This window comes from Pandoraea terrae, from assembly GCF_902459695.1.
GTDB lineage: Bacteria > Pseudomonadota > Gammaproteobacteria > Burkholderiales > Burkholderiaceae > Pandoraea > Pandoraea terrae.
Window position 1 is genome coordinate 21,190 of record NZ_CABPRZ010000004.1, and the last position, 22,505, is coordinate 43,694.

Consider the following 22,505-nt stretch of genomic DNA (forward strand, 5'->3'; position numbering starts at 1 on the left):
TCAGACATTTCCCAATATCCTGAAAATGCGCTTTGAAATCATTCAATGGTGTGGTTTGGCAGCGCAAGTGCATCGCGACGGCCGACAGCAAGCGCACCCTGCGGATTGCGCCGAACCTGATGCATCGACATCTCGTCAACGCTGCGCGACCGAGAACCCGTGTTCACGCAGCAGTTGCAGGACGCCGCGCGGGCCGCCCAGATGCAGCGCACCGATGGCGACGAACACCGGCTTGCCTGGGTCCGCGAGGAACAGCATCCGCGCCATGAAGCGCCGGTTGCGCGCGTAGACGATCCGTTCGTCGATTGCGTCGGCGAGCGCCGGGCGCTGGCGCACCTGCTCGGCCTTGCTCTGCGAAAAATCGTAGATCATGTCCGCGTCGCCGGCACGCCACAGCCGGTGCAGCTCGCGCAGCTGCGACGTGCTGCGCGCCGGCGTCTGCGCCAGTTCCTGCGCGAGCAGTTCGTTCTGCTGCGCAGCGCTCAGTCCCGTGAAGGCGTCCATCTGCTCGGCCAGCGACTCGAGACCGACGATGCGGCCCCGGTAGATGTTCTCCAGCTGATTCTCGGTGCCATACTCCGTCTGCAATTCCGCGCTCATCGAATCGAGCGTCTCGACGAGCAGCGCCGCCAACCACGGCCGCATGTGTCGGATCTCGCTCAACATCGCCGGATTGCCCTTCAGGCGCTGGTGCAATTTCTGCCACAGCGGCGCCGGAATCATGCGCGGCAGACAGGCCCGGGAACACATACCGTATTTCTGGACGTCATCCTGCGACATCGTCAGATCGTCGGGCGACAGTTCGAACGCAACCGTACGCGACACGCGCAGCGCATCGACCACGACCTTGCGGAACGGATAGTCGTCCGGCTTGCCGACGTGCAGCGTGCCAAGTACGTAGATCGTCAGGTCGCCCTTGCGGGCTTCATAGAACGGCAGGTTCGCCCCGGGCGGTGCATTGCCGGGATCGGGCACGACGAGCGGCATGGCGCGTTGCGCGGCCGGTTTGGCGCCGCTGTAGGGCGCCGCATCAAGCGTAACGGCGAACGCCATCAGCAGGCAGCCGAACAGCCAGCTGGCCAATGCTACGCCCCGGCGCCCGCGCGCCGTTTCCGGGGAACCTGCCAATCTCGTCATCCCTGTATTTCTTCCACCCGGTGACAAGCCACCAGACGGCCCTCCAGCATTCTCAATTGCGGCACTACCTGACGACAATGGTCGACGGCATACGGACAACGCGGCGCAAACGCACACCCCGGCGGCGGCCGCAGCGGCGAGGGCAGTTCGCCGATCAACGGAATCTTCACGCGCCGCTCCGACGGCTTGATCGCCGGCGTGGCCGACATCAACGCCTTGGTGTAAGGATGCAGCGGCTTGCCGAACACGGCGGCCTTGGGACCGTGTTCGACCGCGCGGCCGAGGTACATCACCATGACGTCGTCGGCCACATGCTCCACAACCGCAAGATTATGCGACACGAACACGTAACTCGTCGCGAACCGTTCCTGCAAATCCATGAAAAGGTTCAGAATCTGTGCCTGAATTGACACATCCAGCGCCGAAACCGGTTCGTCCGCCACGACAATCGGCGGTTGCAGGATCATTGCCCGCGCGATCGCCACGCGCTGCCGCTGGCCTCCCGAGAACATGTGCGGGTAACGTGCCACATGCTCCGGCCGCAGCCCGACCGTCTGCATCATCGCGGCGATTTTCCCGGCGCGCTCGGCCTGCGACAGCGACGTATTGATCGCCAGCGGCTCGTCGAGCGTCTGGCCGATCGTCTTGCGCGGATTGAGCGACGCATACGGGTTCTGGAACACCATCTGCACGCGGGCGCGCAGCGGCTTCAGGTCGGCGTGGGCAGCCGTCGTCTCGGTCGCGTCGATCGCCAGCGTACCCGAGGTCGGCGTTTCGATCAGCGTCAGTACGCGCGCCAGCGTCGATTTGCCGCACCCCGATTCGCCGACCACCGCCAGCGTGCGGCCGGACTGCAGGTCGAACGATACGCCATTGAGCGCCTTGACGACGGCCTGTGGGCGCAACATGCCGCGGCTGACGGTGTAATGGCGCGCAAGATCCCGCGCCGACATGACGGTGTGTGCGCTGCCCTCGACCGGCGGCAGGGGGGACGACGGCCCGCCTTCGGACGCCGGGGATTGCAAAGGGATCGAAGATGGCTGGGTCATCGCTTCCGCCCGATCGCGTTGTGGTCTGCGCCGGGCGCATGCGGCAACGGCTTGAAGCAGCGCACCAGCGCCGCCTTGGAAACCGTGCCGTCCGGTGCGATGTACGGCGCCAGCGCGGGCTGCACGGCCCGGCAATGGTCGTCCGCATACGGACAGCGCGGCGAAAGCAGGCAGCCCGCCGGCCGGTCGTCGCGCCCGGGCACGATCCCCGGCAGCGTGTGCAGCCGGCGCGTGCCACGGTTGTGCTCCGGGATCGCCGCGAGCAGCGCCGCCGTGTACGGATGATGGGGGGCGTCAAAAAGGTCTGGCACGCGCCGCGACTCGATAACCTGCCCGGCATACATGACATTCACCCGCTGTGCGACTTCAGCCACGACCGCCAGGTCGTGCGAGATCAGCACCAGCGCCATGCCGTGCTCTTTCTGCAGATTCAACAGCAGCGCCATGATCTGCGCCTGGATCGTGACATCGAGCGCGGTCGTCGGCTCGTCGGCGATCAGCAGCTTGGGGTTGCACGCAATGGCCATGGCAATCATGACGCGCTGGTTCATGCCGCCCGAGAGTTGATGCGGATAGGCGCCCAACCGGTTCGGCGCGTCGGGTATCTCGACCTGCTCCAGCAGTTGGACGATCCGGTCGCGCAGCGCGCGGCCGCGCAAGCCGGCGTGGCGGCGCAGCACCTCCCCGATCTGATAGCCGACGGTGTAGCTCGGGTTCAGGCTCGTGAGCGCGTCCTGGAAGATCATCGCGACATCGCGACCGGCCACGTTGCGGCGCTCGCGGGCGCTTGCGCGCAGCATGTCACGGCCGTCAAAACGAATCTCGTCGGCAGTCACACGCCCGGGAGCGTCGATCAGCCCCATCAGCGCAAGCATGGTCACGCTCTTGCCCGAGCCGGATTCGCCCACGACGCCGATGACTTCGCCGGGCTGCACGGTCAGGTCGACACCGTCGACGGCGCGTGCGCCCTCGAAGTCGACCGATAGGTTGCGGATGCTCAGTAAGCTCATGCGATGCGTTTCAGTTTGGGGTCGAGCGCGTCGCGCAAACCGTCGCCCACGAGATTGATCGCGAGCACGGAAATGAGAATCGCCAGCCCCGGCATCGTCACGATCCACCAGGCGCTATCGATATAGTCGCGGGCCGACGCGAGCATGGCGCCCCATTCCGCCAGTGGCGGCTGCACGCCAAGGCCAAGGAAGCCCAGCGCCGCCGCGTCGAGAATTGCCACCGAGAAACTCAGCGTCGCCTGTACGATCAGCGGCGCCGAACAGTTCGGCAGCACGGTCGAAAACATCAGCCGCAATGTGCCGGCGCCCGCCATCCGGGACGCGGTCACATACTCGCGCTCCAACTCGCCGAGCGCCGCCGCCCGCGTCAGGCGCACATACGCCGGCAGCGTCACGATCGCAATGGCGATCATCGTGTTCGCGAGGCCGGGCCCGAGCACGGCGACCACGGCGACGGCGAGCAACAGCGACGGCAGCGCCATCATCATGTCCATCAGGCGCATGATCGGCGTGTCGAGCCAGCGCGGAAAAAACGCGGCCGTGAGACCCAGCATGATGCCGGGAATCAGCGACATGACGACGGATGACAAGCCGATCCAGAACGACAGCCGCGCGCCGTAGATCAGCCGCGAGAGGATGTCGCGGCCGGCCTCGTCGGTGCCGAGGAAGAAGCGTCCCTGGCCGCCTTCGAGCCACGACGGCGGCACCTTGACGAAGTCGCGGTACTGCTCGATGGGACTGTGCGGCGCGATCAGCGGCGCGAAGATCGCGCACATGAACAACAGCAGCAGGATAACGGCGGCGAACGTGGCGCCGCGATTGGCGGAAAAGCCGCGCAGGAATTCCCGCAGCAAGCGCGCGCGCGGCGTCGCGGTCACGGCGGCGGGCGGCGGCATCTGCACCGGCGGGAGAGACGAAGGGGTATCGCTCATGGTCGTCTCCTCAATGGCGAATGCGCGGATTGACGACGCCGTACATGACATCGACCACCAGGTTGACCACGATGACGAGCGTGGCGATGAGCAGGATGCCGCCCTGCACAACCGGATAATCGCGGCGGCCGATCGCGTCGATCAGCCACTTGCCGACGCCCGGCCACGAGAACAACGTCTCGGTCAGCACAGCCCCTGCGAGCAACGTGCCGACCTGAAGGCCGATCACGGTGATGACCGGAATCAGTGCATTGCGCAGCGCGTGCACGACGATCACGCGCCACGGCGACAAACCCTTCGCACGCGCCGTGCGGATGTAATCCTCGCGCAACACCTCGAGCATGGCCGAGCGCGTCATGCGTGCGATGACCGCCAACGGTACCGTGCCGAGCACGATGGCCGGCAGGATCAGATGGCTGGCAGCCGACGCAAACGCCCCCTCCTCGCCCGAGAGCAGCGTGTCGATGAGCATCAACCCCGTGACGGGCGGCACGTCGAACTCGACACCGATGCGCCCCGAGACGGGCGTCCACCCGAGATCGACGGAGAAGAACATGATCAGCAGCAGGCCCCACCAGAAGATCGGCATGGAATAGCCGGTCAGCGCCGCGCCCATGACCGTATGGTCCAGCGTCTTGCCGCGCCGCAGCGACGCGGCGACGCCGGCCGGCAGCCCGACGATCACCGCGAACAGCAGTGCGCACAGCGACAGTTCGAGCGTGGCGGGAAAGCGGGAGAAGAATTCATGCAACACCCCCTCGTTGGTGACGATCGACCGTCCGAGGTCGCCATGCGCCGCCTTCGCGAGATAGGTGAAATACTGGGTGGGCAGCGGCTGATCGAGGCCGAGCCGCTTCATGGCCTCGGCGTGCATGACCGGGTCGAGGTTTCGCTCGCCCACGAGCACCTCGATCGGATCGCCGGGGATCAGATGGATCAACGCGAACGCGAGAACCGTAATCCCGATGAAGGTCGGGATCACCATGCCCAGTCGTCGCAGAACAAATCTCAGCATAGGGACGTTCCGTGGGCGGACGCACCGCATGCCCGCAGGCTTCAGGGGCATGCGGCACGTAGCCGCAAATTCTTGTGGTGCGTGGCGCACATGCGGCGATGCGGCCACGCCGGCGCCCGCCCGCGAAGGCCGCACCGCCGGCAGCCCGCACTCGCGGGCCACCCCAAGCGCTTACTTCAGGCCGACGCCAACGAAGCTGTTGCGGCCAAACGGGCTCAGCGTGAAATTGGTCACGTCTTTGCTCATCGGCTTGTACTGCGTCGAATGCGCGATCGGCGAGAACGGCAGCTGCTGCACGAAAATTTCCTGCGCCTTGGTGTACAGCTTCGTGCGCTCGCCGATGTCGGTCGTCTGGCGCGCCTGTTTGACGATGTCGTCGAACGGCTTGTAGCACCACTTCGAAAAGTTGTTGCCGTTGACCGAATCGCAGCCGAGCAGCACGGCGAGCCAGTTGTCCGGATCGCCGTTGTCGCCGGTCCAGCCGATGAGCAGCGCGTCATGCTCGCCGGCCTTGGCGCGCTTGATGTACTCGCCCCACTCATACGTGACGATGTTCGCCTTCACGCCGATCTTGGCCCAGTCAGCCTGGATCATTTCGGCCATCAGCTTGCCGTTCGGGTTGTACGGACGCTGCACCGGCATGGCCCACAACGTGATCTCGAGATTCTTCACGCCGGCCTTGTCCAGCACCGACTTCGCCTTTTCGGGGTCATATGCCGCCGGCTTGATGTTCTTGTCGAAGGACCATTGCGTCGGCGGCATCGGCGCGCCGTTCGACGGCTGCCCCGAGGCCTGGTACACGGAGTCGAGGATCGCCTTCTTGTTGATCGCCATGTCGAGCGCCTGGCGCACTTCCACGCGATCGAGCGGCTTGTGCGTGGTGTTGTAGGCGACGTAGCCAAGATTGAAGCCGACCTGGCTCGGCATCTGGAGCTTCGGATCGGCCTTCAATTGATCCAGGTCGGCCGGACGCGGATACGTCATGACCTGGCATTCGCCCTTCTTGAGCTTCTGCACACGCACGCTCGCGTCGGTCGTGATCGCGAAGATCAGCTTGTCGACTTTCGTGTCTGACTTGCGCCAGTAGTTGGGATTCGCATCGAAGCGGATCGTCGCGTCCTTCGTATAGCTCTTCATGATGAAGGGCCCGGTGCCAACCGGCTTCAACGCGATGTCGCGCGCATTGTTTTCCTTGAGCAGCTTGTCCGCATATTCGGCCGACAGAATCGACGCAAACGGCATCGCCAGATTCTGGATGAACGGCGCGTCGACCTTGCTGAGCGTGAAGCGCACCGTATACGGATCGATGATATCGATCTTTTCGATATCGGCCTTCATGCCCATGTCCACGAAGTACGGAAACTGGGCCGGGGCCGCCTTGCTGAACTCCAGCTTGTCGCCCGCCATGCGCTCATACGTGAATTTCACGTCTTCCGCATTGAAGTCGCGGGTGGGCTTGAAGTACTCGGTGGTCTGGAATTTGACGCCGTGGCGCAAATGGAAGGTATAGATCTTGTTGTCCGAAGAAATCTCCCATTTCTCAGCGAGACCTGGCGCGACTTCGGTCTTGCCCGGCACGAACTGCACGAGCCGGTTGTAGATGGCGTCGGCCACGTCGAAATCGGTGCCCGTGGTCAGTTGGCCGGGATCGAAGCCGGCCGGACTGCCCTCCGAGCAATACACGAGGGTCTTGGATGCAGCAACGGCCGGCAGGGTGGCCGCCAGGCCCGTCAGCAAGGTCGCAGCCAACAGCAAACGCAGGGTATGAGTCTGTTTCATGGGCTCCTCTCGAGGTACGCGCGGCAGCCAGTCGCCACCGTGCACACGAGGGATATTACTGACGTTTCCCCCGTGTCACAACACGCCAAATCCCTAGCAAACCCTGATGCTGCGCCCTTCTAACTTAAGACATTTCCCAAAAACAGGCGTCCACGTCACAGACCGAGGCGTTTCCAGATCGCCTGCGTAGCCCCGGCTGCGTTAAGCGTGTAGAAATGCAGTCCCGGCGCGCCGCCCGCCAGCAGGCGGTCGCACAGTTCGGTTACCACATCGAGGCCGAACGCGCGAATCGACTCGCGGTCGTCGCCGAAGCTCTCGAGGCGCTTTGCAATCCAGCGCGGCACTTCGGCCCCGCACATTTCCGAAAACCGCATCATTTGCGAATAGTTCGTGATCGGCATGATGCCCGGCACGATCGGCACGTCGACGCCAAGTCGTTTGGCATCCTCGACAAAATGGAAATAAGCGTCGGCGTTGAAGAAGTATTGTGTGATCGCAGCGTTCGCGCCGGCTTTCACCTTTCGCGCAAAATTCTCGAGATCGTGCCGCGGCGACTTCGCCTGCGGGTGATATTCGGGATACGCGGCGACTTCGATATTGAACCAGTCGCCGGTTTCCTTGCGAATATATTCGACGAGCTCCGACGCGTAGCGGAATTCGCCGATCTCTCCCATGCCCGAGGGCATGTCGCCGCGCAGCGCCACGATGTGACGAATGCCGTGACTGCGGTAGGTGCCGAGAATTTCGCGGATGTTCTCATGCGTCGAGCCAACGCACGAGAGGTGCGGAGCGGCTTCCACGCCTTCGCGCTGGATCTCCACCACTGCGTCGAGCGTACCCTGCTGTGTCGAGCCGCCCGCGCCGAACGTCACGGAAACGAACTTCGGTTTCAGGGGAAACAGTTGCTGGCGCGTGGCGCGCAGCTTCTCCGCGCCTTCGGGCGTCTTCGGCGGAAAAAATTCAAAACTGAAGGAACGTTGCGTCATGATTGTCTTTTAATAATATATTCAGTGGACTAGCGCGCGCGTCCTGCGTGCACGAAGAACTCGCGGTTGCCGTCGCCGCCCACGATCGGGCTATCGAGCCAGGCGCGCACCGTCAAGCCAAGTTCGTCGCATGCGGCGCGAATCTTTGTCTCCACCGCCGCGTACTGCGCCGGGTCACGTACCAGGCCGCCGCGTCCGATATGCGCGCGGCCGACTTCAAACTGCGGTTTCACGAGCATCAGCAGATCGCCGTCCTCGGCCAGCAAGGGCGCCACTGCCGGCAGCACCAGCGTCAGCGAAATGAACGACACGTCGCCGACGATCAACGCAAAGCCGGCCTCGGGCACGCCGTCGGTTTCCCGCGCGTGCAATCGTTCGTCGAGCATTTCGCGCGTTAGGTGGCGCGCGTTGATGCCTTCGAGCGACCACAGCCGCGGCTCGAACGCGAGTCGCGCATGCAATTGTCCATGACCCACGTCCACGCCGATGATGCGCGCCGCGCCCGCTTGCAGCAAGCAGTCGGCGAAGCCGCCCGTCGACAGGCCGACATCGAGCGCAACGCGGCCGGCCGGATCGATGCCCGCCGCCGCCAACGCGCCGGCCAGCTTCAGGCCGCCGCGCGAGACATAGCGCTCTTCGCCCGGCAGACCGTCCGGCGCCGCGCGCACTTCGAGCGCATCTTCGGCCGCCACCCACTGGCTCGCCTTCTTGAGCGGCGCCTCGCCACCGGCGTAAAACACGCGGCCGGCGTCGATCAGACGTTGCGCCGCCGTGCGCGAAGCCGCAAGTCCGCGGGCCACGAGCGCCTGGTCGGCACGCAATGCATCGCTCATACGTCCACCTTGGCCGCGCCTTATCGCACGCGCTCGCCGAACACGAGGGCCGACAGCACCCACGAGATCAGGCTATACAGCAGCGAGCCGAAGAACGCGGCCCAGAACCCCGACACTTCGAAACCCTTCAGAAGGTGCGCAGCCAACTGGAACAGCAATGCGTTGATCACCAGAATGAAGAGGCCCAGCGTCAGCACCGTCACCGGCAGGGTCAGGACGACGAGGATCGGCCGCAGCAGCGCGTTGATGAGACCCAGCACCACGGCCACGAGGAATGCAGTGCCGACGCCGCGCAGATGGATGCCCGACACGATGTGCGGCACGATCAGCAAAGCGACCGCATTAATGATCCAGATCAACAACAGACGCATGGGGTGCTCCGGTGGACATGCCGGCGCTTGCCTTGGCAAGGCATGCGCCGGCGTTCAGTAACAAGACGGCGTGAGCGGCAAGCACAGAAACCGTGCCGGACGCACGCGCTCGCGCGCAGCGTCCGGCAGGCACGATCAGTAACGGTAATGCGCCGGCTTGAACGGACCGTTCTTGTCGACACTGATATAGCTGGCCTGCGCATCCGACAGCACCGTCAGTTCGGCGCCAATACGGCCCAGGTGAGCGCGTGCGACCTTTTCGTCCAGATGCTTCGGCAGCACGTACACACTGTTCTTGTACTTCTCGCCATGCACGAACAGTTCGATCTGCGCGAGCGTCTGGTTCGTAAACGAGTTGCTCATCACGAACGACGGGTGCCCCGTGGCGCAGCCGAGGTTCACGAGGCGGCCTTCGGCCAGCAGGATGATGCGCTTGCCGTCGGGGAACTCGATGTGGTCGACCTGCGGCTTGATGTTGTCCCAGGTGTACTTGCGCAGCGACGCGACGTTGATTTCCGAGTCGAAGTGGCCGATGTTGCACACGATGGCCTGATGGCGCATCTTGACCATGTGGTCGTGATCGATCACGTGGAAGTTGCCGGTCGCCGTCACGAAAATGTCGGCCTTGTCGGCAGCGTAGTCCATCGTCACGACGCGGTAGCCTTCCATGGCGGCCTGCAGCGCACAGATCGGATCGATTTCCGTGACCCACACCGTGGCACCCAGGCCGCGCAGGCTCTGCGCGCAGCCCTTGCCCACGTCACCGTAGCCGGCCACGACAGCGACCTTGCCCGCGATCATCACGTCGGTGGCGCGCTTGATGCCGTCCACGAGCGATTCGCGGCAGCCGTACAGATTGTCGAACTTCGACTTGGTGACGGAGTCGTTGACGTTGATGGCCGGGAACGGCAGGCGGCCGTCTTTTTCCATCTGGTACAGGCGGTGCACGCCCGTGGTCGTTTCTTCCGTCACGCCCTTGATCTGCGCCAGGCGCACGCTGTACCAATGCGGATCGATCGCCAGATGGCGTTTGATCGAGGCGTACAGCGCGACTTCTTCCTCATTCGTCGGCTTGGCGATGACGCTTTCGTCCTGCTCAGCCTTGCTGCCCAGGATCAGCAACAGCGTGGCGTCGCCGCCGTCGTCGAGAATCATGTTCGCGAACTCGCCGTTCGGCCATTCGAAGATGCGGTGGCTGTATTCCCAGTACTCGTCGAGCGTTTCGCCCTTGAAGGCGAACACCGGCACGCCGGCTTGCGCAATCGCTGCAGCGGCATGGTCCTGCGTCGAATAGATATTGCACGAAGCCCAGCGGACTTCGGCGCCCAACGCAGTGAGCGTCTCGATCAGCACGCCGGTCTGGATGGTCATGTGCAGCGAACCGGCGATGCGCGCGCCCTTGAGCGGCTGGCTGTTCTTGTATTCCGCGCGCAGGGCCATCAGGCCCGGCATTTCGCTTTCGGCGATGACGAGTTCCTTGCGGCCCCAGGCGGCAAGCGACAGGTCGGCAACGTGGTAATCGGCGGATTTCGAATCGATGACTGCGGCGTTCATCACGCCTCCTTTCTAAAATGTCTAGAAACCGGGACGTGAGCGCCGTTCAAAGCGGGCCCACGCGCCGAAAACGGGGCGGCGGGCCGGAAAGAAGGATCTTGAGCCTGGCGGCGGGTGAGCGCACCCGTCCGTCGCAACGCTCCTCAAGATCCCGGCATTGTAGCAAAGAAGCTTGCGTTCGTTACATCGGCAGATGTGACAGCAGCGGTGCCGCGAAGACCATCAGGATGCCGTTGATCATCATGACGAGACTCGCGACCACGCCCTCCTCGCTGCCGATCTGGCGGGCCTTGGCCGTGCCGAAGCCGTGAGCGCCCGCGCCGAACGGGGCCCCGCGCGCCAGACGGCTGCGCAGCGGCAGCAGTGAAAGGAGCGCCTCGCCGGCCAGCATGCCCATGAAACCGGTGATGATGACAAACAGGCCGACCAGATCGCGCGAGCCGCCGACCTTGTCGGAGACGGCAAGCGCGAACGGCGTCGAGATCGAGCGCGCCAGCAGGCTGCGCGCCATTTCCGGTGGCAGTTCGAACAGGCGGGCCAGCACGAAGGCGCTGCCGACGGCTACCACCATCGCCACCAGCACGCCGACCGTCAGCGCAAACGCGTGGCGGCGGATGACAGCCCGATGTTCGTAGATGGGGACCGCGAATGCGATGGTCGTCGGGCCCAGCAGCCAGACCAGCCAGCGCGAATCGGAGATGTACGTCGTGTACGGGATATTGCCGCCGACCATGACAGCGATGAGCAGCGTCGGCGCCAGAATGGCCGGCCCGAGCCAAATCTTGCCGTAGCGCGCGTGCAGCCGCTTCGAGATCCCGTAGAAGACGATCGTCAGGACAAGACAGAGCAAGGCCGTGCGGTTCATTTTCAGTCTCGCGGCGAACGCAACGTACGGCCGCCGGCGCGCACGGGCACGGCCGCACGCATCAGGCGACGCTCGGCGCGCAGGGCCAGATCGACGGCCAGCGCGGTCGAGACCATCACGAGCGCAGTCCCCGTGCCGATGACGGCGAGCAACTGCAGGCCTTCGTGGCGCAGCAGATCGGTGTATTGCATGACCGCGGCGACCATCGGCACGAAAAACAGCAGCATTTCGGCCAGGAACCAGTCGGCGCCACGCTTGATGCGGTCGGCCTTGAGCACGCCGGTCATCAGCAAGCCGATCACGGCCAGCAGGCCGAGCACGCCACCGGGCAGCGGCAAATTGAAATGACGCGACGCAGCATCGGCGGCCAGATAGATACCGGTCAGCAGGGCAACCTGCCAGACGACATCCACGAGACGCTTGCCACGGATCACGAGGCGGTTTGCGGTGGTCTTGGTCATCAGGGTTCTCCCTAGGTTTTGCATCAATGAGGCAAGTATAGGAAGCGGCGCAACATAAATATAATGAATTGCGATCATCGATTCGATTCCAAATTGGAATGATAAGATTCCGTCATGGATCGACATCGGGCGGATCGCTGCCAAACAGGGGGCAGAACATGGAATTACGGGCGTTGCGGGGGTTTGTGGAGGTCGTCCGTCAGCAGAGCTTCACGGCGGCGGCCGAGGCGCTGTTCGTGACGCAGCCCACCGTCAGCAAGATGGTGAAGGCGCTCGAAGAGGAACTTGGCACGCCCCTGCTGCTGCGCGAAGAGCGCGGCATGGGGCGGCGGCTGCAGTTGACGGACGCGGGCCGGGTCGTGTTTGAACGCGGGCAGGACCTGCTGGCGGCGCAGGCGCGGCTCAAGCAGGAACTGGCCGACCTGGCGACGGTGGCCAGGGGCGAGCTGTTGATCGGCATTCCGCCGTTGGGCGGGGACCTGTTCATCCCCGTCATCGGCGCGTTCCATCAACGCTACCCCGACATCGAGATGAAGTTGTTCGAGACGGGGTCGCGCGCGATCGAACAGGCCTTGTTGGCGGGGGATGTAGAGTTGGGCGCGGTGTTGCTGCCGGTCGATCCGGCGGTCCTCGACGTGCTGCCGGTTTGTCATTACCAACTTCGGCTGATCGCGGCGCGCGGATCGCGCTGGGAGGGGCGTCCCGCGGTGTCGCTGGGCGAGTTGCGTGACGAATCGTTCGTGTTCTACGGCGAGGGGTTTGCGTTGTCCGAGATCGTGATGGCGGCCTGCCGGCGGGCGGGTTTCACGCCGAACATCGCAGGGCGCAGCAGCCAGTGGGACTTCATTGCGTCGATGGTCGACAACGGCGTGGGTGTCGCGTTGCTGCCGGAGCCATTCTGCGCTCGCCTGTCGCCCGCGCGCTTCGCCATCGCGGACATCCGCGAACCCGAGATCCCGTGGGATCTGGCAATGGCCTGGCGGCGCGACTCGTATCTCTCGCATGCGGCGCGCGCGTGGCTGGCGCTGGCACGCGACATCCTGGGTCCCGGCGGCGGCGCCGCGAATATCGTGCCGTCGGAACGGTGAGCCGGGCGGAGCGCATTGCAACCGGAGCTGCCCAGGTTCCACGGGGCCGCTCCAGCGATCACATCCCATTGTTCCTGCTTGCCGGCGCCCTTACGGCTCACGGGAAGAGGGGGCAACCCCTCCTTGGTGATCCATGTACGGCCTGGCGCACCGTTCTCGATGGGGTATTTCTTCCCCTTGAGGTTGAGGTAAGGCGGTTCTGCTGCGCCAGACGCCGCGGTCTTTGCGGATGCATTCACGGGCGCAGGCCGCCTGCTCCCGCTTGAGTGTGAATCCGGGTTAGCGCACGCTCACCCGATTCAATTTTGCAAAGCCTCGCAACAGGTCGACGTCATTGACTGCCTGATCGAGCTTCTCGACTGAAACCGGTTTGTTTTCGATGACATTCGCAAGCGTGTCGAACGAGCGAAAAAATGATCTGGAAATCGCAGCATTCGGTGACATGACTGTGGTCTGGTCGATCGCGCCCCCCACTTTGTCAAGTATTCGCCTGGTTTCATCGGGGATATCCTGGCCATGTGCAACGCTGTGGATCTGGTTTGCAACGGCCACCAGCGATTCGAAGGGATTCGCCCCCGAGCCGATCGAACGGAGCGCATCGCCCCACGTCCGATGGGTCTTCAAAATCGGGCGCGCCAGCCGCTCCAGCTTTACGTCGTCGGCGGGGGAAACCGTCATTACGTTATCGCGATCATCAATTGTTCGCGCGGGCACATGCCTACGCTTTCTGGCGCCTCGTGCCGGATGGGCACTTCCTGTCGTGCCACGCTGATCGTAACTGACGGCGTGCGGATGGGGAGATGAAATGCCAGTGATCTGATTCGGCAGCGGAGTTGCCAATGCTGTTACGTTATTGAGCGATATGTTGTAGCTGGACAATGTGTTGAAAATCGAGAGCAGGGCATGGAGAAATTGCGCCCTGCTGCCTGGCGGCGGCTCGGCGTCGGTGGTGGATTCCTGCAAACGCTTGGCAATCTCGGGATGTAGCGGCTTGTCTGAGCTTTGGACAAAATTGAATGCCTGTTGGGCAAGGTCCTGACGCTGCCGGCGGGTCAGACGCTGCCCTCGCGTACCGCGCGACGGGGCCTGGTCCCTGAAAGGCGCTCCTTTTGTTTGTTCGTCTTGCAAGTCGGGGAGAAGATAACGCGATCCGTTACGGCATATTTTCATGTGGAGTCCGCATCAAATACTCAGAAGGTCAGCAACTTACCGGGCAGCCCGTCGGGTGAGCGCGAGTGCGCGACCGTGATTTTCTGTCCATTTGTCTACTGCCCCCTGTGCAATTTCTACAGGCCACTTCTGGAAATCAACCCGGCGATACGAACGCAGGTGTAAGAACGCCTCGGCCTTCTGACGATCATCGGCGGGTTGTGGCCGACGCCGCATGGCACCGCGTGCATCTCGTCACCCAGCGCGCCCTTGAGCCAGCTTCTCGGAATTTCCCTTCCCTCAAAATGCCGTGGCATTGATGCAACGTCGGAATCTCCCAAACCTCGAATCAGAGGATTCCGAAAATCTCGTTGGCAGCCTATATTCGCTTGTGCGCAGCATGTGCCCTCGATAAGCTTTCCTTGTCGCGACCCAATCGCGACTCGGGAGTGAGATCCTGAAACGTTTATTTCTGGGGCACACGGCCGCGCTCGCGCGGTCAGTTGTGCACTGGCTTCGTTCGCCATTTTCGTTATGGGCGGGTTCAGGCCGGGCGATCTTCGGATCGGCCGTCTTATCCCAGATAAACGTACGGTATCTCACCCCGGCCTGATGCCCGCCCACCCGTTCGTCTTCCGAATAACAGATAAATGGGAGAAATCACACGCCAAATCATGCGGGAACGGCCCCAAAATATCGACGGAAATCCCCCCGAACCGTCACGATATAACCATGTCAAAATGCGCGAACAAACAATGCGGCCTCTGCTATCCCAAAGGCGCACAAGAGCCTGAAAAGAAGGAAGTACCTTTCGACTGCGTGCAAGCGTGGCACTTCTATCAAAAGAAGGCGGAAGCCATTGTCGCCGAGCATGACCCGATTGCGCGCAATCGACGCATTAATGCCGCTTACGCGCAGCTCTGGCTGGACGACCCTCGCTTCCAATGGGCCGGGCTGGCGGCGTTCGCATCGAAGCAGGTGGGGTGCGGCCTGATCCACGCCGCAGGCATGGTTGCGAATTCAAATCGGCAGCGCGACGCGCATCAAGCGTGGATGCGGCAAAGTTCGGCGTTGGAGCGGATGTCGCCTTTTGCCTCGCCCAGGATGCCCATGCATGACCAAGGGGCCGGCGGCGCGTCGGCATTTGCCTACGAAATGCTGACCAAAGGCAATACGGCGCTGTTTCTCGATATTTGGCCCTTGCATATCTTCTATCAAAAATACGGGCTTCAACGGTTCAAAAGTTGTCTGGAGAAGCGTGCGCAATTGGAGGGCCAGGTGGTTTGGCCGTTTGGGAAGGAGGTTACATTCGGGAAACTCTCTGCGGATATTGTGGAAGGGTTCGAGGCGATCGATGCGGGAAATATTCACGGCGGCGTCAAAGCTCTTGCAACCCATGAGCAACTGAACATCCTGCAGCCTGCGATGTACGATAACGTTCGCTTCGCTACGCTGATGCGATCGAATCAATTTTTCTGGGTAACGAACTTTCCAACTGGATTCTCCCAGGAAATCCAGTTGACGTTGTCCAACGAATGCAAGAGCGAACGAGATGACGATCCCCGCCATGTAGGTTTCAGCAAATCCCGGTTTGCCAATCTCGCGAACGGCGAGGAGCGGATGAAATTCGTTTTACGCGCAGCCGACCAGTTCGATTGGTTGCTGCGGGATCCGCTGCGTCGTCATGACGTCGGTAACGCCCTGAGCGGGGTCGCCCGGGGTCGCAATTGACGATCTTCAGGAAGTTGCTTCGTCGGCGCCCCAAAACCGTGTTGGTCATAAGCTCCGCACTCCTGTGGGGACTCTACATGCTTGTTCGTCCGGCGGACATTGTGACGCTGACCATCGGTGAACCGTACGAGCAAGTGAGGCAGCGAACCAGTACAACGTTGCCACCTGGGCTTCTCGGTCACTACGCGGGAGGCTATGTCAAACGACCGACGATATTGCGCTTCACGGATCCCCAATTTGGCTTCATCACGCCTGCCGCGAAGCGCCTTTTTGTCGGCTACGACGAGCATGGAAACGTTCGGTCGGTGACAATGTGGCCGCAAACCAAGCTTTTGCCCCTCGACGAAACGTTGAAAGTCGTCACCGATCTGCAAAGGCAGCTTCGCCAGGGAGGTTGGTGCCTTAGAAAGCCCGACATGTTTCCAGCGATCGAGGACACGCCGGCCATGCGCGAGAGAATGCGCTCCCTACCGAGTCCGACCAGCTATTGGCAGGGGGGCGACAAGCTAAGAGCCAGTATTAACGTATTCCGCATCCAGGACGATGATCGTCCGAATGACGATCGTTTTCGCATCGCGTTGGAACTCTCCAGGTCCTCTGATACCGGATGCTCAACCGAAGACACGACGCAACCGGTTGCCCCGTGATCCTCAGGAAACTGCATCCGCCCATCACCCACGCGCCACATGCGGTATCCTTGCTTCTGATCATTTTTTCAGGGCGCCGGCTCGCGCGGCGTGTCACGTTTCCACCATGCGCATCATTACCGCAAACCTCAACGGCGTGCGTTCGGCCGCCAAGAAGGGCTTTTTCGAATGGTTCGGCAAGCAGGACGCCGACATCCTGTGCGTTCAGGAACTGAAGGCGCAGTTGCCCGACATGACGCCCGAATTCCTGAGCCCGCACGACTACCTCGGCTATTTCCACTACGCGGAGAAGAAAGGCTACAGCGGCGCAGGCATTTACGCGCGCCGTCAGCCGGACGACGTCCACATCGGTTTCGGCAATGCCGAGTTCGATGCGGAAGGCCGCTATGTCGAGGCGCGCTTCGGCAACCTGTCGATCATCTCCGTCTATATCCCGTCGGGATCAAGCTCGGAAGAGCGGCAACTCGCGAAATTCCGCTTCATGGACGTGTTCATGCCGCATCTGGCGGAACTGCGCGCGGCCGGCCGCGAAGTCATCCTGTGCGGCGACGTGAACATCGCGCACAAGGAAATCGATATCAAGAACTGGAAGGGCAACCTGAAAAACTCAGGCTTCCTGCCCGAAGAACGCGCGTGGCTCACGCAGTTGTTCGACGAAGGCGGTTACGTCGACGTATTTCGCACGCTCGATCCGCGCCCCGAACAGTACACGTGGTGGAGCAATCGCGGCCAGGCGTATGCGAAGAATGTCGGGTGGCGTATCGACTACCAGATCGCCACGGCCGGCATCGCGGAAAAAGCCCACACGACGTCAATCTTCCGCGACATCAAGTTCAGCGACCACGCACCGCTGACCATCGACTACACGCACACGCTGTAAGACATTCAAGCCGTAAGACGGGGCCGATTCATCGCATTCAGTCGGTCGCCTCGACCGATTCCGTCGACTTGACCGTACCGGCCGATTTGCCGGGCTTCGGATCGCCGTTTTCGTCATCCGCGCCCCACGGCGCGACCTTCGGCAGCAGCAGCATGCCGGGCACGGCAAGCGCCGTGCAGATGAGGAAGAACGGCACCCAACCCACGCTGTCGACGATATACCCGGTGCCTGCGTTCGCGAACGTGCGCGGCACCGACGCCAGGCTCGTGAACAACGCGAATTGCGTGGCGGTGTAACGCGGATCTGTGGTGCGGGCAATGTACGCCGTAAACGCTGCCGTCCCGAGCCCTGCCGTGAACGCTTCGAACGCGATCACGCCACCGAGTCCCGCCACGACCGGCCCGGTTTCGGCCAGCCACGCGAAGCCGAGCACGGATACCAGCTGCAGGACGCCGAAGACCCACAGCCCGCGGTTGATACCGAGCTTGATCAGCCAGATGCCGCCGATAATGCCGCCCGCAACGCTGGCCCACAGGCTGGTCGCCTTCGCCACGACACCGATCTGCGTTTTCGTGAAGCCGAGGTCGAGATAGAACGAGGTCGCCAGCGACGTCGCCATCGAATCGCCGAGCTTGTACAGGAAGATGAACGCCAACACCAGCAATGCCTGCGACCAGCCGCCGCGCGTGACGAACTCGTGAAACGGTTCCACAACCGCCTCGCGCAAGGTCTTCGGCGGCGTGCCGCGAATCTCGGGTTCCTTCACGAGGAGCGTCATGACGATCCCCGGGAGCATGAACGCGGCCGTGATGAAAAACACCTGCGACCACGGCAGATGATCCGCCAGGATCAGCGCAAGCGAACCCGGCACCAACCCCGCGACTTTGTAGGCGTTGACATGCATCGCCGTACCGAGGCCCTGCTCGCGGTCCGTCAGCAATTCACGGCGATAGGCATCCAGACAGATGTCCAGGCTCGCACTGAAGAACGCCAGCGCCGCCGCGAGTGCCGCAATCGTCATCAGATCGCGCTGCGGCGAAAAGGTCCCCATCAGCGCCACGGCGCCCGCGACCAGCCATTGCGTGAGGAACATCCAGCCACGCCGCCGCCCCGGCTTCCAGCCGGCCAGGTTGGGCGCGTAGCGGTCCATCAGCGGCGCCCACAGGAATTTCCAGGTGTAGGGGAATTGAAGCAGCGCAAACAGGCCGATCGCCTTCAGGTCGACGTGCTCGCTGCGCATCCACGCCTGCAGGAGATTGAGCAGGATGAACAGCGGCAGGCCCGACGTGAAGCCAAGGATCACGCAGATGAGCATCCGCGTCGGGTGAAACACGCGCCCGTTGGCGGGCGGGGTCGAGTCGGTCATGGGCAGGGCGGACGGGGGGAGCGTCGTCGGTTCAGGAACGCTTGACGCGATAGACCGCAAGACTACCACGCCAGTTCGCGCCGACCGTAATCAAACGCCCGTTATGCAGCACGGCGCGGTCGAGAATTTTTACGCCGACGTCGGGCGCCAGCGCCTCGAAGTCGCGGATCGTCAGCACACGCACGTTCGGCGTGTTGTGCCATTGAAACGGCAAGCTCTTCGACACCGGCATGCGCCCCTGCAACACCGACCAGCGATGCGGCCAGTAACCGAAATTCGGGAAGGAGACGATCGCCTCGCGGCCCACGCGCACCGTCTCGCGCAGAATGTCGGCGGTGCGATGGATGGTCTGGAGCGTCTGCGACAGGATGACGGTATCGAAACTCTGGTCTTCGAACAGCCTGAGACCGCCCTCCATGTCCTGCTGGATGACATTGATGCCGAGCTTGGCAGCGGCAAGCACGCCGTCGTCCTCGATCTCGACGCCGTAGCCCTGAACGTCGAGTTCGTCGCACAATAGACGCAGCAGCGCACCGTCGCCGCAGCCGAGATCGAGCACCTGAGAGCGCGCATCGATCCAGCGGGCAATGACACGGAAGTCGGCGCGATCGGCCAGCGACGTCGCGATGCGCGTTGCGGCGGGCCGGGTTGCGGTCGGGGCGGGTGAAGTCACGATGCCGGTCATACGCGGACCTCCTCGGCGATGCGTTCGTAATAGGCGCGCACGAGATTGTGGTAGCGCGGATCGGTCAGCAGGAAGGCGTCATGACCGTGTGGCGCGTCGATCTCGGCGTAGCTGACGGTGCGGCGCGTGTCGAGCAGCGCCTTGACGATTTCGCGCGAGCGGTTCGGCGCGAATCGCCAGTCGGTGGCGAACGACACCACCAGGTACTTGGCCGAGGTATGCGCGAGCGCGCGCGACAGGTCGCCCCCAAACGCGCGCGCCGGGTCGAAGTAGTCGAGCGCGCGCGTGATCAGCAGATACGTATTCGCGTCGAAGTACTCGGCGAATTTGTCGCCCTGATAGCGCAGGTACGACTCGACCTCGAACTCGACGTCGAAACTGAAACGGTAATTGTCGTCGGCAGCCGACTTGACGCCGTCAACGAGCGCTTCGGCGCGGCGCAGCGTGCGGCCGAATTTCGTCGCCATGTCCTCGTCGGACAAATACGTGATGTGGCCGATCATGCGCGCCACGCGCAGTCCGCGACGCGGCACGACGTCATGGGCGTAGTAGTCGCCGCCGTGAAAATCCGGGTCCGAAAGGATGGCCGAGCGCGCGACTTCGTTGAAAGCGATGTTCTGCGCGGACAACTTCGGCGTCGAGGCGATGACCAGACAGTGCCCCACCCGCTCGGGGTACATGATGCTCCATGCAAGCGCCTGCATGCCGCCAAGGCTCCCGCCCATGACCGCGGCAAAGCGCGCGATGCCGAAGGCGTCGGCCACGCGCGCCTGGGCATTGACCCAATCCTCGACGGTCACGACCGGAAAGCGTGCGCCGTACGGCGTGCCGGTGGCGGCATTCAGGCTCATCGGCCCGGTGGAGCCGAAGCACGAGCCGAGGTTATTGACGCCGATGACGAAGAACCGGTTGGTGTCGAGCGGCTTGCCCGGCCCGACCATGTTGTCCCACCAGCCGATGTCCTTCGGGTTGTCGGCGGCGATGCCGGCGACGTGATGCGAGGCGTTGAGCGCATGACACACCAGCACGGCATTGCTGCGGTCGGCGTTGAGTTCGCCATAGGTCTCGACCATCAGGTCGTACCCGGCGATCGAACTGCCGTTTTGCAGCGCCAGCGGTTCAGCGAAATGCATCCGCTGCGGCGTCACGATTCCGATTGACGATTCCATAGTCCCTGTCCGAATACGGATGAACGCGAACGACCGGCGCCGGCCTGCATGGGGCTGACGTCCGGAAACGACACTGCGGAAAAGGGGTCGACGGAAAAGCGATGTGGTGCGCGAACGACCTCTTTAGCCGCATTTATATGAACGAACGGCAATGAAGCCGTCCATTCGCGCGCCCGCAATCGAGTCACCAAATCGGCGCGCCAATGATGCAAGGGCCAGATGACCAACCCCCGCGTGGCTAGCAGTATAAAGCAAAACGCCGCCCCAAGGGCGGCGTCGACAGGACCGGCGGGCGCAGAAGGACACTCAGCGCAGCAACGCCTGGACCTGCGGATCGGCGCCTTCGGTCGGCGCGCGCTTGAAGCCGCTTTTCGCGAATCGGTGCCAGCGGCCAAGCACGTAGCTGACGAGCAGGTTCGCGCGCGATGTTGCGTCGAACGTCTCGGGCAACGTGCCCTGCACGATGGCCAGGCGCAACACCTGACGCAGCGAGGCCTCGATACGGTCGAGCAACTGGTTCATGCGGTCCTGCAGCCGTTCGTGTTCGCCCACCAGGGCTTCACCGGTCAGCACGCGCGTCATGCCGGGATTCTTTTCGGCGAAGCCGAGCAACATCAGGACAATGGCGCGCGCCTGCGCCACGCCGTCCTGATCCTGCGACGATATCTGGTTGATCAGGCCGAAAATCGTCTGCTCGATGAATTCGATGAGGCCTTCGAACATTTGCGCCTTGCTCGCGAAATGGCGGTACAGCGCCGCTTCGGAGACATCGAGCCGGGCCGCGAGCGCAGCCGTCGTGATCTTCTCGCCCTTGGGCGTTTCCAACATGGCCGCAAGGGTCTGCAATACCTGCACGCGCCGCTCGCCCGGCTTGGGGCGCGCAGCTTTCACCGGCGCCGCATCAGCCGCAAGCGCGGTCTCAAGCGCGGGCTCCGGCGCGTCGACTGTGCCGAAGGCGCCACTCGAAGGATTTTCCTGCTGCATCGTCTGGTCTGGGATCATTAAGTGAATTATCGTCGGGACGCACGGGCCACGCGCACGGCACCTGCACCCGTGGCCAAGCGGCCCCGCAACTCGCGCAGAGATTGTACTTTGATATCCACATAGTGTGGGCGCCCACTGCGCTGCAAAGCTTTGCCAAAGTTGTTTCTCGCCGGCAAATGGCCCGTAATCCAGACACTTCCTATGCCAAGCCGGCGGTAATGTTTCAGGTGCGAGCGCGTGTCTTCGACGAGCCACACTGCCGACGGTTTCAGGCGTTCGCGGCGCAGCAGGGCGCGCATCATGACCGGATCGGGCTTGGCGCGCCATGCGCGCCTGTCGGCCATTGCCTCGATGCTGATGCAGCGTTCGAAGTGATGCGCAATGTGGAGTTCTCGCAACACTGCCTCCGCATATTGCGCGGGCGCATTGGTAAGCACCAGCTTGCGCCCCGGCAATCCGGCCAGCAGACGTCCCAGACCGCGCTCGCTGCGCAACATGGCGTGCAGCTCGGGGAAATCGTGCACCACGGCAAGAAAATCGTGCGCATCGATCGCGTGATGCCGCAGCAGACCGAGCAATGCCGCGCCGTAGCGCTCCGTATAGAGATAGCGCAACTGGTTCGCTTCGCGCTCGGGTACGCCGAGCCGGTCGGCGATGTACGTCGTCATCGCGGAATTGATGCGCGGGAAGATCGCATGCGAAGCGTGATGCAGCGTATTGTCGAGATCGAATAGCCAGACGGGGCCGCGCGTGCCGTGTTCGCTGCGCGCGACACCGGCACGCCGGCGGCGGCTGACGGAGGGTCGCCCCATGA

At 63.0% G+C, this 22,505-nt stretch carries 22 protein-coding genes and 1 riboswitch; of the genes, 4 read left to right on the forward strand and 18 right to left on the reverse strand.

Features of this window, described 5'->3' with window-relative positions; translation table 11 throughout:
• Positions 1-135 precede the first annotated feature (135 nt).
• The 12 genes from PTE30175_RS05700 to PTE30175_RS05755 all read right to left on the reverse strand — a co-directional run bounded on the left by PTE30175_RS05700 (position 136) and on the right by PTE30175_RS05755 (position 11,992).
• Positions 136-1,137: a TraB/GumN family protein gene (locus tag PTE30175_RS05700; RefSeq protein ID WP_150696105.1), complete on the reverse strand. Its 1,002-nt coding sequence runs from the start codon at positions 1,135-1,137 to the stop codon at positions 136-138.
• Positions 1,134-2,090, reverse strand: coding sequence for a peptide ABC transporter ATP-binding protein (locus PTE30175_RS05705; RefSeq protein ID WP_150696340.1), 957 nt, complete (start codon positions 2,088-2,090; stop codon positions 1,134-1,136). The genes PTE30175_RS05700 and PTE30175_RS05705 overlap by 4 nt, the downstream gene beginning before the upstream one ends.
• A gap of 92 nt (positions 2,091-2,182) precedes the next feature.
• Positions 2,183-3,196 carry an ABC transporter ATP-binding protein gene (locus PTE30175_RS05710; RefSeq protein ID WP_150696106.1) on the reverse strand — a complete coding sequence of 338 codons (1,014 nt, stop codon included), beginning with the start codon at positions 3,194-3,196 and terminating at the stop codon, positions 2,183-2,185.
• On the reverse strand, positions 3,193-4,128 hold the full coding sequence (locus tag PTE30175_RS05715) for an ABC transporter permease subunit (protein WP_150696107.1): 936 nt from the start codon (positions 4,126-4,128) through the stop codon (positions 3,193-3,195). The genes PTE30175_RS05710 and PTE30175_RS05715 overlap by 4 nt, the downstream gene beginning before the upstream one ends.
• Positions 4,129-4,138: 10 nt before the next feature.
• A complete protein-coding gene (locus PTE30175_RS05720) occupies positions 4,139-5,143 on the reverse strand; it encodes an ABC transporter permease subunit (RefSeq protein WP_150696108.1) in 1,005 nt (334 codons plus the stop codon).
• Between the two features lie 171 nt (positions 5,144-5,314).
• The gene (locus PTE30175_RS05725; RefSeq protein ID WP_150696109.1) at positions 5,315-6,922 is read right to left on the reverse strand and encodes an ABC transporter substrate-binding protein; all 1,608 of its coding nucleotides are present in this window, start codon (positions 6,920-6,922) and stop codon (positions 5,315-5,317) included.
• 155 nt (positions 6,923-7,077) lie between these two features.
• Positions 7,078-7,908 carry a methylenetetrahydrofolate reductase [NAD(P)H] gene (gene metF, locus PTE30175_RS05730; RefSeq protein WP_150696110.1) on the reverse strand — a complete coding sequence of 277 codons (831 nt, stop codon included), beginning with the start codon at positions 7,906-7,908 and terminating at the stop codon, positions 7,078-7,080.
• 29 nt (positions 7,909-7,937) lie between these two features.
• Complete coding sequence (locus PTE30175_RS05735) at positions 7,938-8,741, reverse strand: TlyA family RNA methyltransferase (RefSeq protein WP_191628850.1); 804 nt, start codon at positions 8,739-8,741, stop codon at positions 7,938-7,940.
• Positions 8,742-8,761: 20 nt separating this feature from the next.
• On the reverse strand, positions 8,762-9,112 hold the full coding sequence (locus PTE30175_RS05740; RefSeq protein ID WP_150696111.1) for a phage holin family protein: 351 nt from the start codon (positions 9,110-9,112) through the stop codon (positions 8,762-8,764).
• A gap of 135 nt (positions 9,113-9,247) precedes the next feature.
• Complete coding sequence (gene ahcY, locus PTE30175_RS05745) at positions 9,248-10,666, reverse strand: adenosylhomocysteinase (protein ID WP_150696112.1); 1,419 nt, start codon at positions 10,664-10,666, stop codon at positions 9,248-9,250.
• Between the two features lie 30 nt (positions 10,667-10,696).
• Positions 10,697-10,817: riboswitch (S-adenosyl-L-homocysteine riboswitch) on the reverse strand.
• A gap of 30 nt (positions 10,818-10,847) precedes the next feature.
• Entirely contained in the window at positions 10,848-11,531 is a 684-nt protein-coding gene (locus PTE30175_RS05750) for an LrgB family protein (RefSeq protein WP_150696113.1), read from the reverse strand.
• Positions 11,532-11,533: 2 nt separating this feature from the next.
• Positions 11,534-11,992: a CidA/LrgA family protein gene (locus tag PTE30175_RS05755; protein WP_150696114.1), complete on the reverse strand. Its 459-nt coding sequence runs from the start codon at positions 11,990-11,992 to the stop codon at positions 11,534-11,536.
• 158 nt (positions 11,993-12,150) lie between these two features.
• On the opposite strand from PTE30175_RS05755, the gene PTE30175_RS05760 reads away from it, so the two are divergent.
• Positions 12,151-13,080 carry a LysR family transcriptional regulator gene (locus PTE30175_RS05760; RefSeq protein WP_150696115.1) on the forward strand — a complete coding sequence of 310 codons (930 nt, stop codon included), beginning with the start codon at positions 12,151-12,153 and terminating at the stop codon, positions 13,078-13,080.
• Positions 13,081-13,359: 279 nt separating this feature from the next.
• Here PTE30175_RS05760 and PTE30175_RS05765 read toward each other — a convergent pair whose 3' ends face one another.
• Complete coding sequence (locus PTE30175_RS05765; protein WP_150696116.1) at positions 13,360-14,250, reverse strand: hypothetical protein; 891 nt, start codon at positions 14,248-14,250, stop codon at positions 13,360-13,362.
• 711 nt (positions 14,251-14,961) lie between these two features.
• On the opposite strand from PTE30175_RS05765, the gene PTE30175_RS05770 reads away from it, so the two are divergent.
• The 3 genes from PTE30175_RS05770 to PTE30175_RS05780 all read left to right on the forward strand — a co-directional run bounded on the left by PTE30175_RS05770 (position 14,962) and on the right by PTE30175_RS05780 (position 17,487).
• Positions 14,962-15,960 (forward strand): DUF2515 family protein, encoded by a 999-nt coding sequence (locus PTE30175_RS05770; RefSeq protein ID WP_150696117.1) that lies wholly within the window; start codon positions 14,962-14,964, stop codon positions 15,958-15,960.
• A 77-nt stretch (positions 15,961-16,037) separates the two neighbouring features.
• Positions 16,038-16,607 (forward strand): flagellar biosynthesis sigma factor, encoded by a 570-nt coding sequence (locus PTE30175_RS05775; protein WP_224788617.1) that lies wholly within the window; start codon positions 16,038-16,040, stop codon positions 16,605-16,607.
• Between the two features lie 106 nt (positions 16,608-16,713).
• Positions 16,714-17,487, forward strand: coding sequence for an exodeoxyribonuclease III (locus tag PTE30175_RS05780; protein ID WP_150696118.1), 774 nt, complete (start codon positions 16,714-16,716; stop codon positions 17,485-17,487).
• A gap of 37 nt (positions 17,488-17,524) precedes the next feature.
• On the opposite strand, the gene PTE30175_RS05785 is transcribed toward PTE30175_RS05780, so the two are convergent.
• The 5 genes from PTE30175_RS05785 to PTE30175_RS05805 form a co-directional block, all read right to left on the reverse strand.
• Entirely contained in the window at positions 17,525-18,853 is a 1,329-nt protein-coding gene (locus PTE30175_RS05785) for an AmpG family muropeptide MFS transporter (RefSeq protein ID WP_338044408.1), read from the reverse strand.
• A gap of 31 nt (positions 18,854-18,884) precedes the next feature.
• A complete protein-coding gene (gene metW, locus PTE30175_RS05790; protein WP_150696119.1) occupies positions 18,885-19,538 on the reverse strand; it encodes a methionine biosynthesis protein MetW in 654 nt (217 codons plus the stop codon).
• Positions 19,535-20,707, reverse strand: coding sequence for a homoserine O-succinyltransferase MetX (metX, locus tag PTE30175_RS05795; protein WP_150696120.1), 1,173 nt, complete (start codon positions 20,705-20,707; stop codon positions 19,535-19,537). The genes metW and metX overlap by 4 nt, the downstream gene beginning before the upstream one ends.
• Positions 20,708-21,013: 306 nt before the next feature.
• On the reverse strand, positions 21,014-21,691 hold the full coding sequence (gene slmA, locus PTE30175_RS05800; protein ID WP_150696343.1) for a nucleoid occlusion factor SlmA: 678 nt from the start codon (positions 21,689-21,691) through the stop codon (positions 21,014-21,016).
• Between the two features lie 26 nt (positions 21,692-21,717).
• A complete protein-coding gene (locus tag PTE30175_RS05805) occupies positions 21,718-22,503 on the reverse strand; it encodes an HAD-IA family hydrolase (protein WP_150696121.1) in 786 nt (261 codons plus the stop codon).
• Positions 22,504-22,505 lie beyond the last annotated feature (2 nt).

Coding starts and splice junctions, on each gene's coding strand:
- metW (WP_150696119.1), bottom strand. CDS start 19,538: ATGACCGGCATCGTGACTTCACCCGCCCCGACCGCAACCCGGCCCGCC.
- PTE30175_RS05700 (WP_150696105.1), bottom strand. CDS start 1,137: ATGACGAGATTGGCAGGTTCCCCGGAAACGGCGCGCGGGCGCCGGGGC.
- PTE30175_RS05750 (WP_150696113.1), bottom strand. CDS start 11,531: ATGAACCGCACGGCCTTGCTCTGTCTTGTCCTGACGATCGTCTTCTAC.
- PTE30175_RS05780 (WP_150696118.1), top strand. CDS start 16,714: ATGCGCATCATTACCGCAAACCTCAACGGCGTGCGTTCGGCCGCCAAG.
- PTE30175_RS05765 (WP_150696116.1), bottom strand. CDS start 14,250: ATGAAAATATGCCGTAACGGATCGCGTTATCTTCTCCCCGACTTGCAA.
- PTE30175_RS05740 (WP_150696111.1), bottom strand. CDS start 9,112: ATGCGTCTGTTGTTGATCTGGATCATTAATGCGGTCGCTTTGCTGATC.
- PTE30175_RS05805 (WP_150696121.1), bottom strand. CDS start 22,503: ATGGGGCGACCCTCCGTCAGCCGCCGCCGGCGTGCCGGTGTCGCGCGC.
- PTE30175_RS05715 (WP_150696107.1), bottom strand. CDS start 4,128: ATGAGCGATACCCCTTCGTCTCTCCCGCCGGTGCAGATGCCGCCGCCC.
- PTE30175_RS05785 (WP_338044408.1), bottom strand. CDS start 18,853: ATGACCGACTCGACCCCGCCCGCCAACGGGCGCGTGTTTCACCCGACG.
- metX (WP_150696120.1), bottom strand. CDS start 20,707: ATGGAATCGTCAATCGGAATCGTGACGCCGCAGCGGATGCATTTCGCT.
- PTE30175_RS05725 (WP_150696109.1), bottom strand. CDS start 6,922: ATGAAACAGACTCATACCCTGCGTTTGCTGTTGGCTGCGACCTTGCTG.
- PTE30175_RS05710 (WP_150696106.1), bottom strand. CDS start 3,196: ATGAGCTTACTGAGCATCCGCAACCTATCGGTCGACTTCGAGGGCGCA.
- slmA (WP_150696343.1), bottom strand. CDS start 21,691: ATGCAGCAGGAAAATCCTTCGAGTGGCGCCTTCGGCACAGTCGACGCG.
- PTE30175_RS05755 (WP_150696114.1), bottom strand. CDS start 11,992: ATGACCAAGACCACCGCAAACCGCCTCGTGATCCGTGGCAAGCGTCTC.
- PTE30175_RS05705 (WP_150696340.1), bottom strand. CDS start 2,090: ATGTCGGCGCGGGATCTTGCGCGCCATTACACCGTCAGCCGCGGCATG.
- PTE30175_RS05770 (WP_150696117.1), top strand. CDS start 14,962: ATGTCAAAATGCGCGAACAAACAATGCGGCCTCTGCTATCCCAAAGGC.
- metF (WP_150696110.1), bottom strand. CDS start 7,908: ATGACGCAACGTTCCTTCAGTTTTGAATTTTTTCCGCCGAAGACGCCC.
- PTE30175_RS05735 (WP_191628850.1), bottom strand. CDS start 8,741: ATGAGCGATGCATTGCGTGCCGACCAGGCGCTCGTGGCCCGCGGACTT.
- PTE30175_RS05720 (WP_150696108.1), bottom strand. CDS start 5,143: ATGCTGAGATTTGTTCTGCGACGACTGGGCATGGTGATCCCGACCTTC.
- PTE30175_RS05760 (WP_150696115.1), top strand. CDS start 12,151: ATGGAATTACGGGCGTTGCGGGGGTTTGTGGAGGTCGTCCGTCAGCAG.
- PTE30175_RS05775 (WP_224788617.1), top strand. CDS start 16,038: ATGCTTGTTCGTCCGGCGGACATTGTGACGCTGACCATCGGTGAACCG.
- ahcY (WP_150696112.1), bottom strand. CDS start 10,666: ATGAACGCCGCAGTCATCGATTCGAAATCCGCCGATTACCACGTTGCC.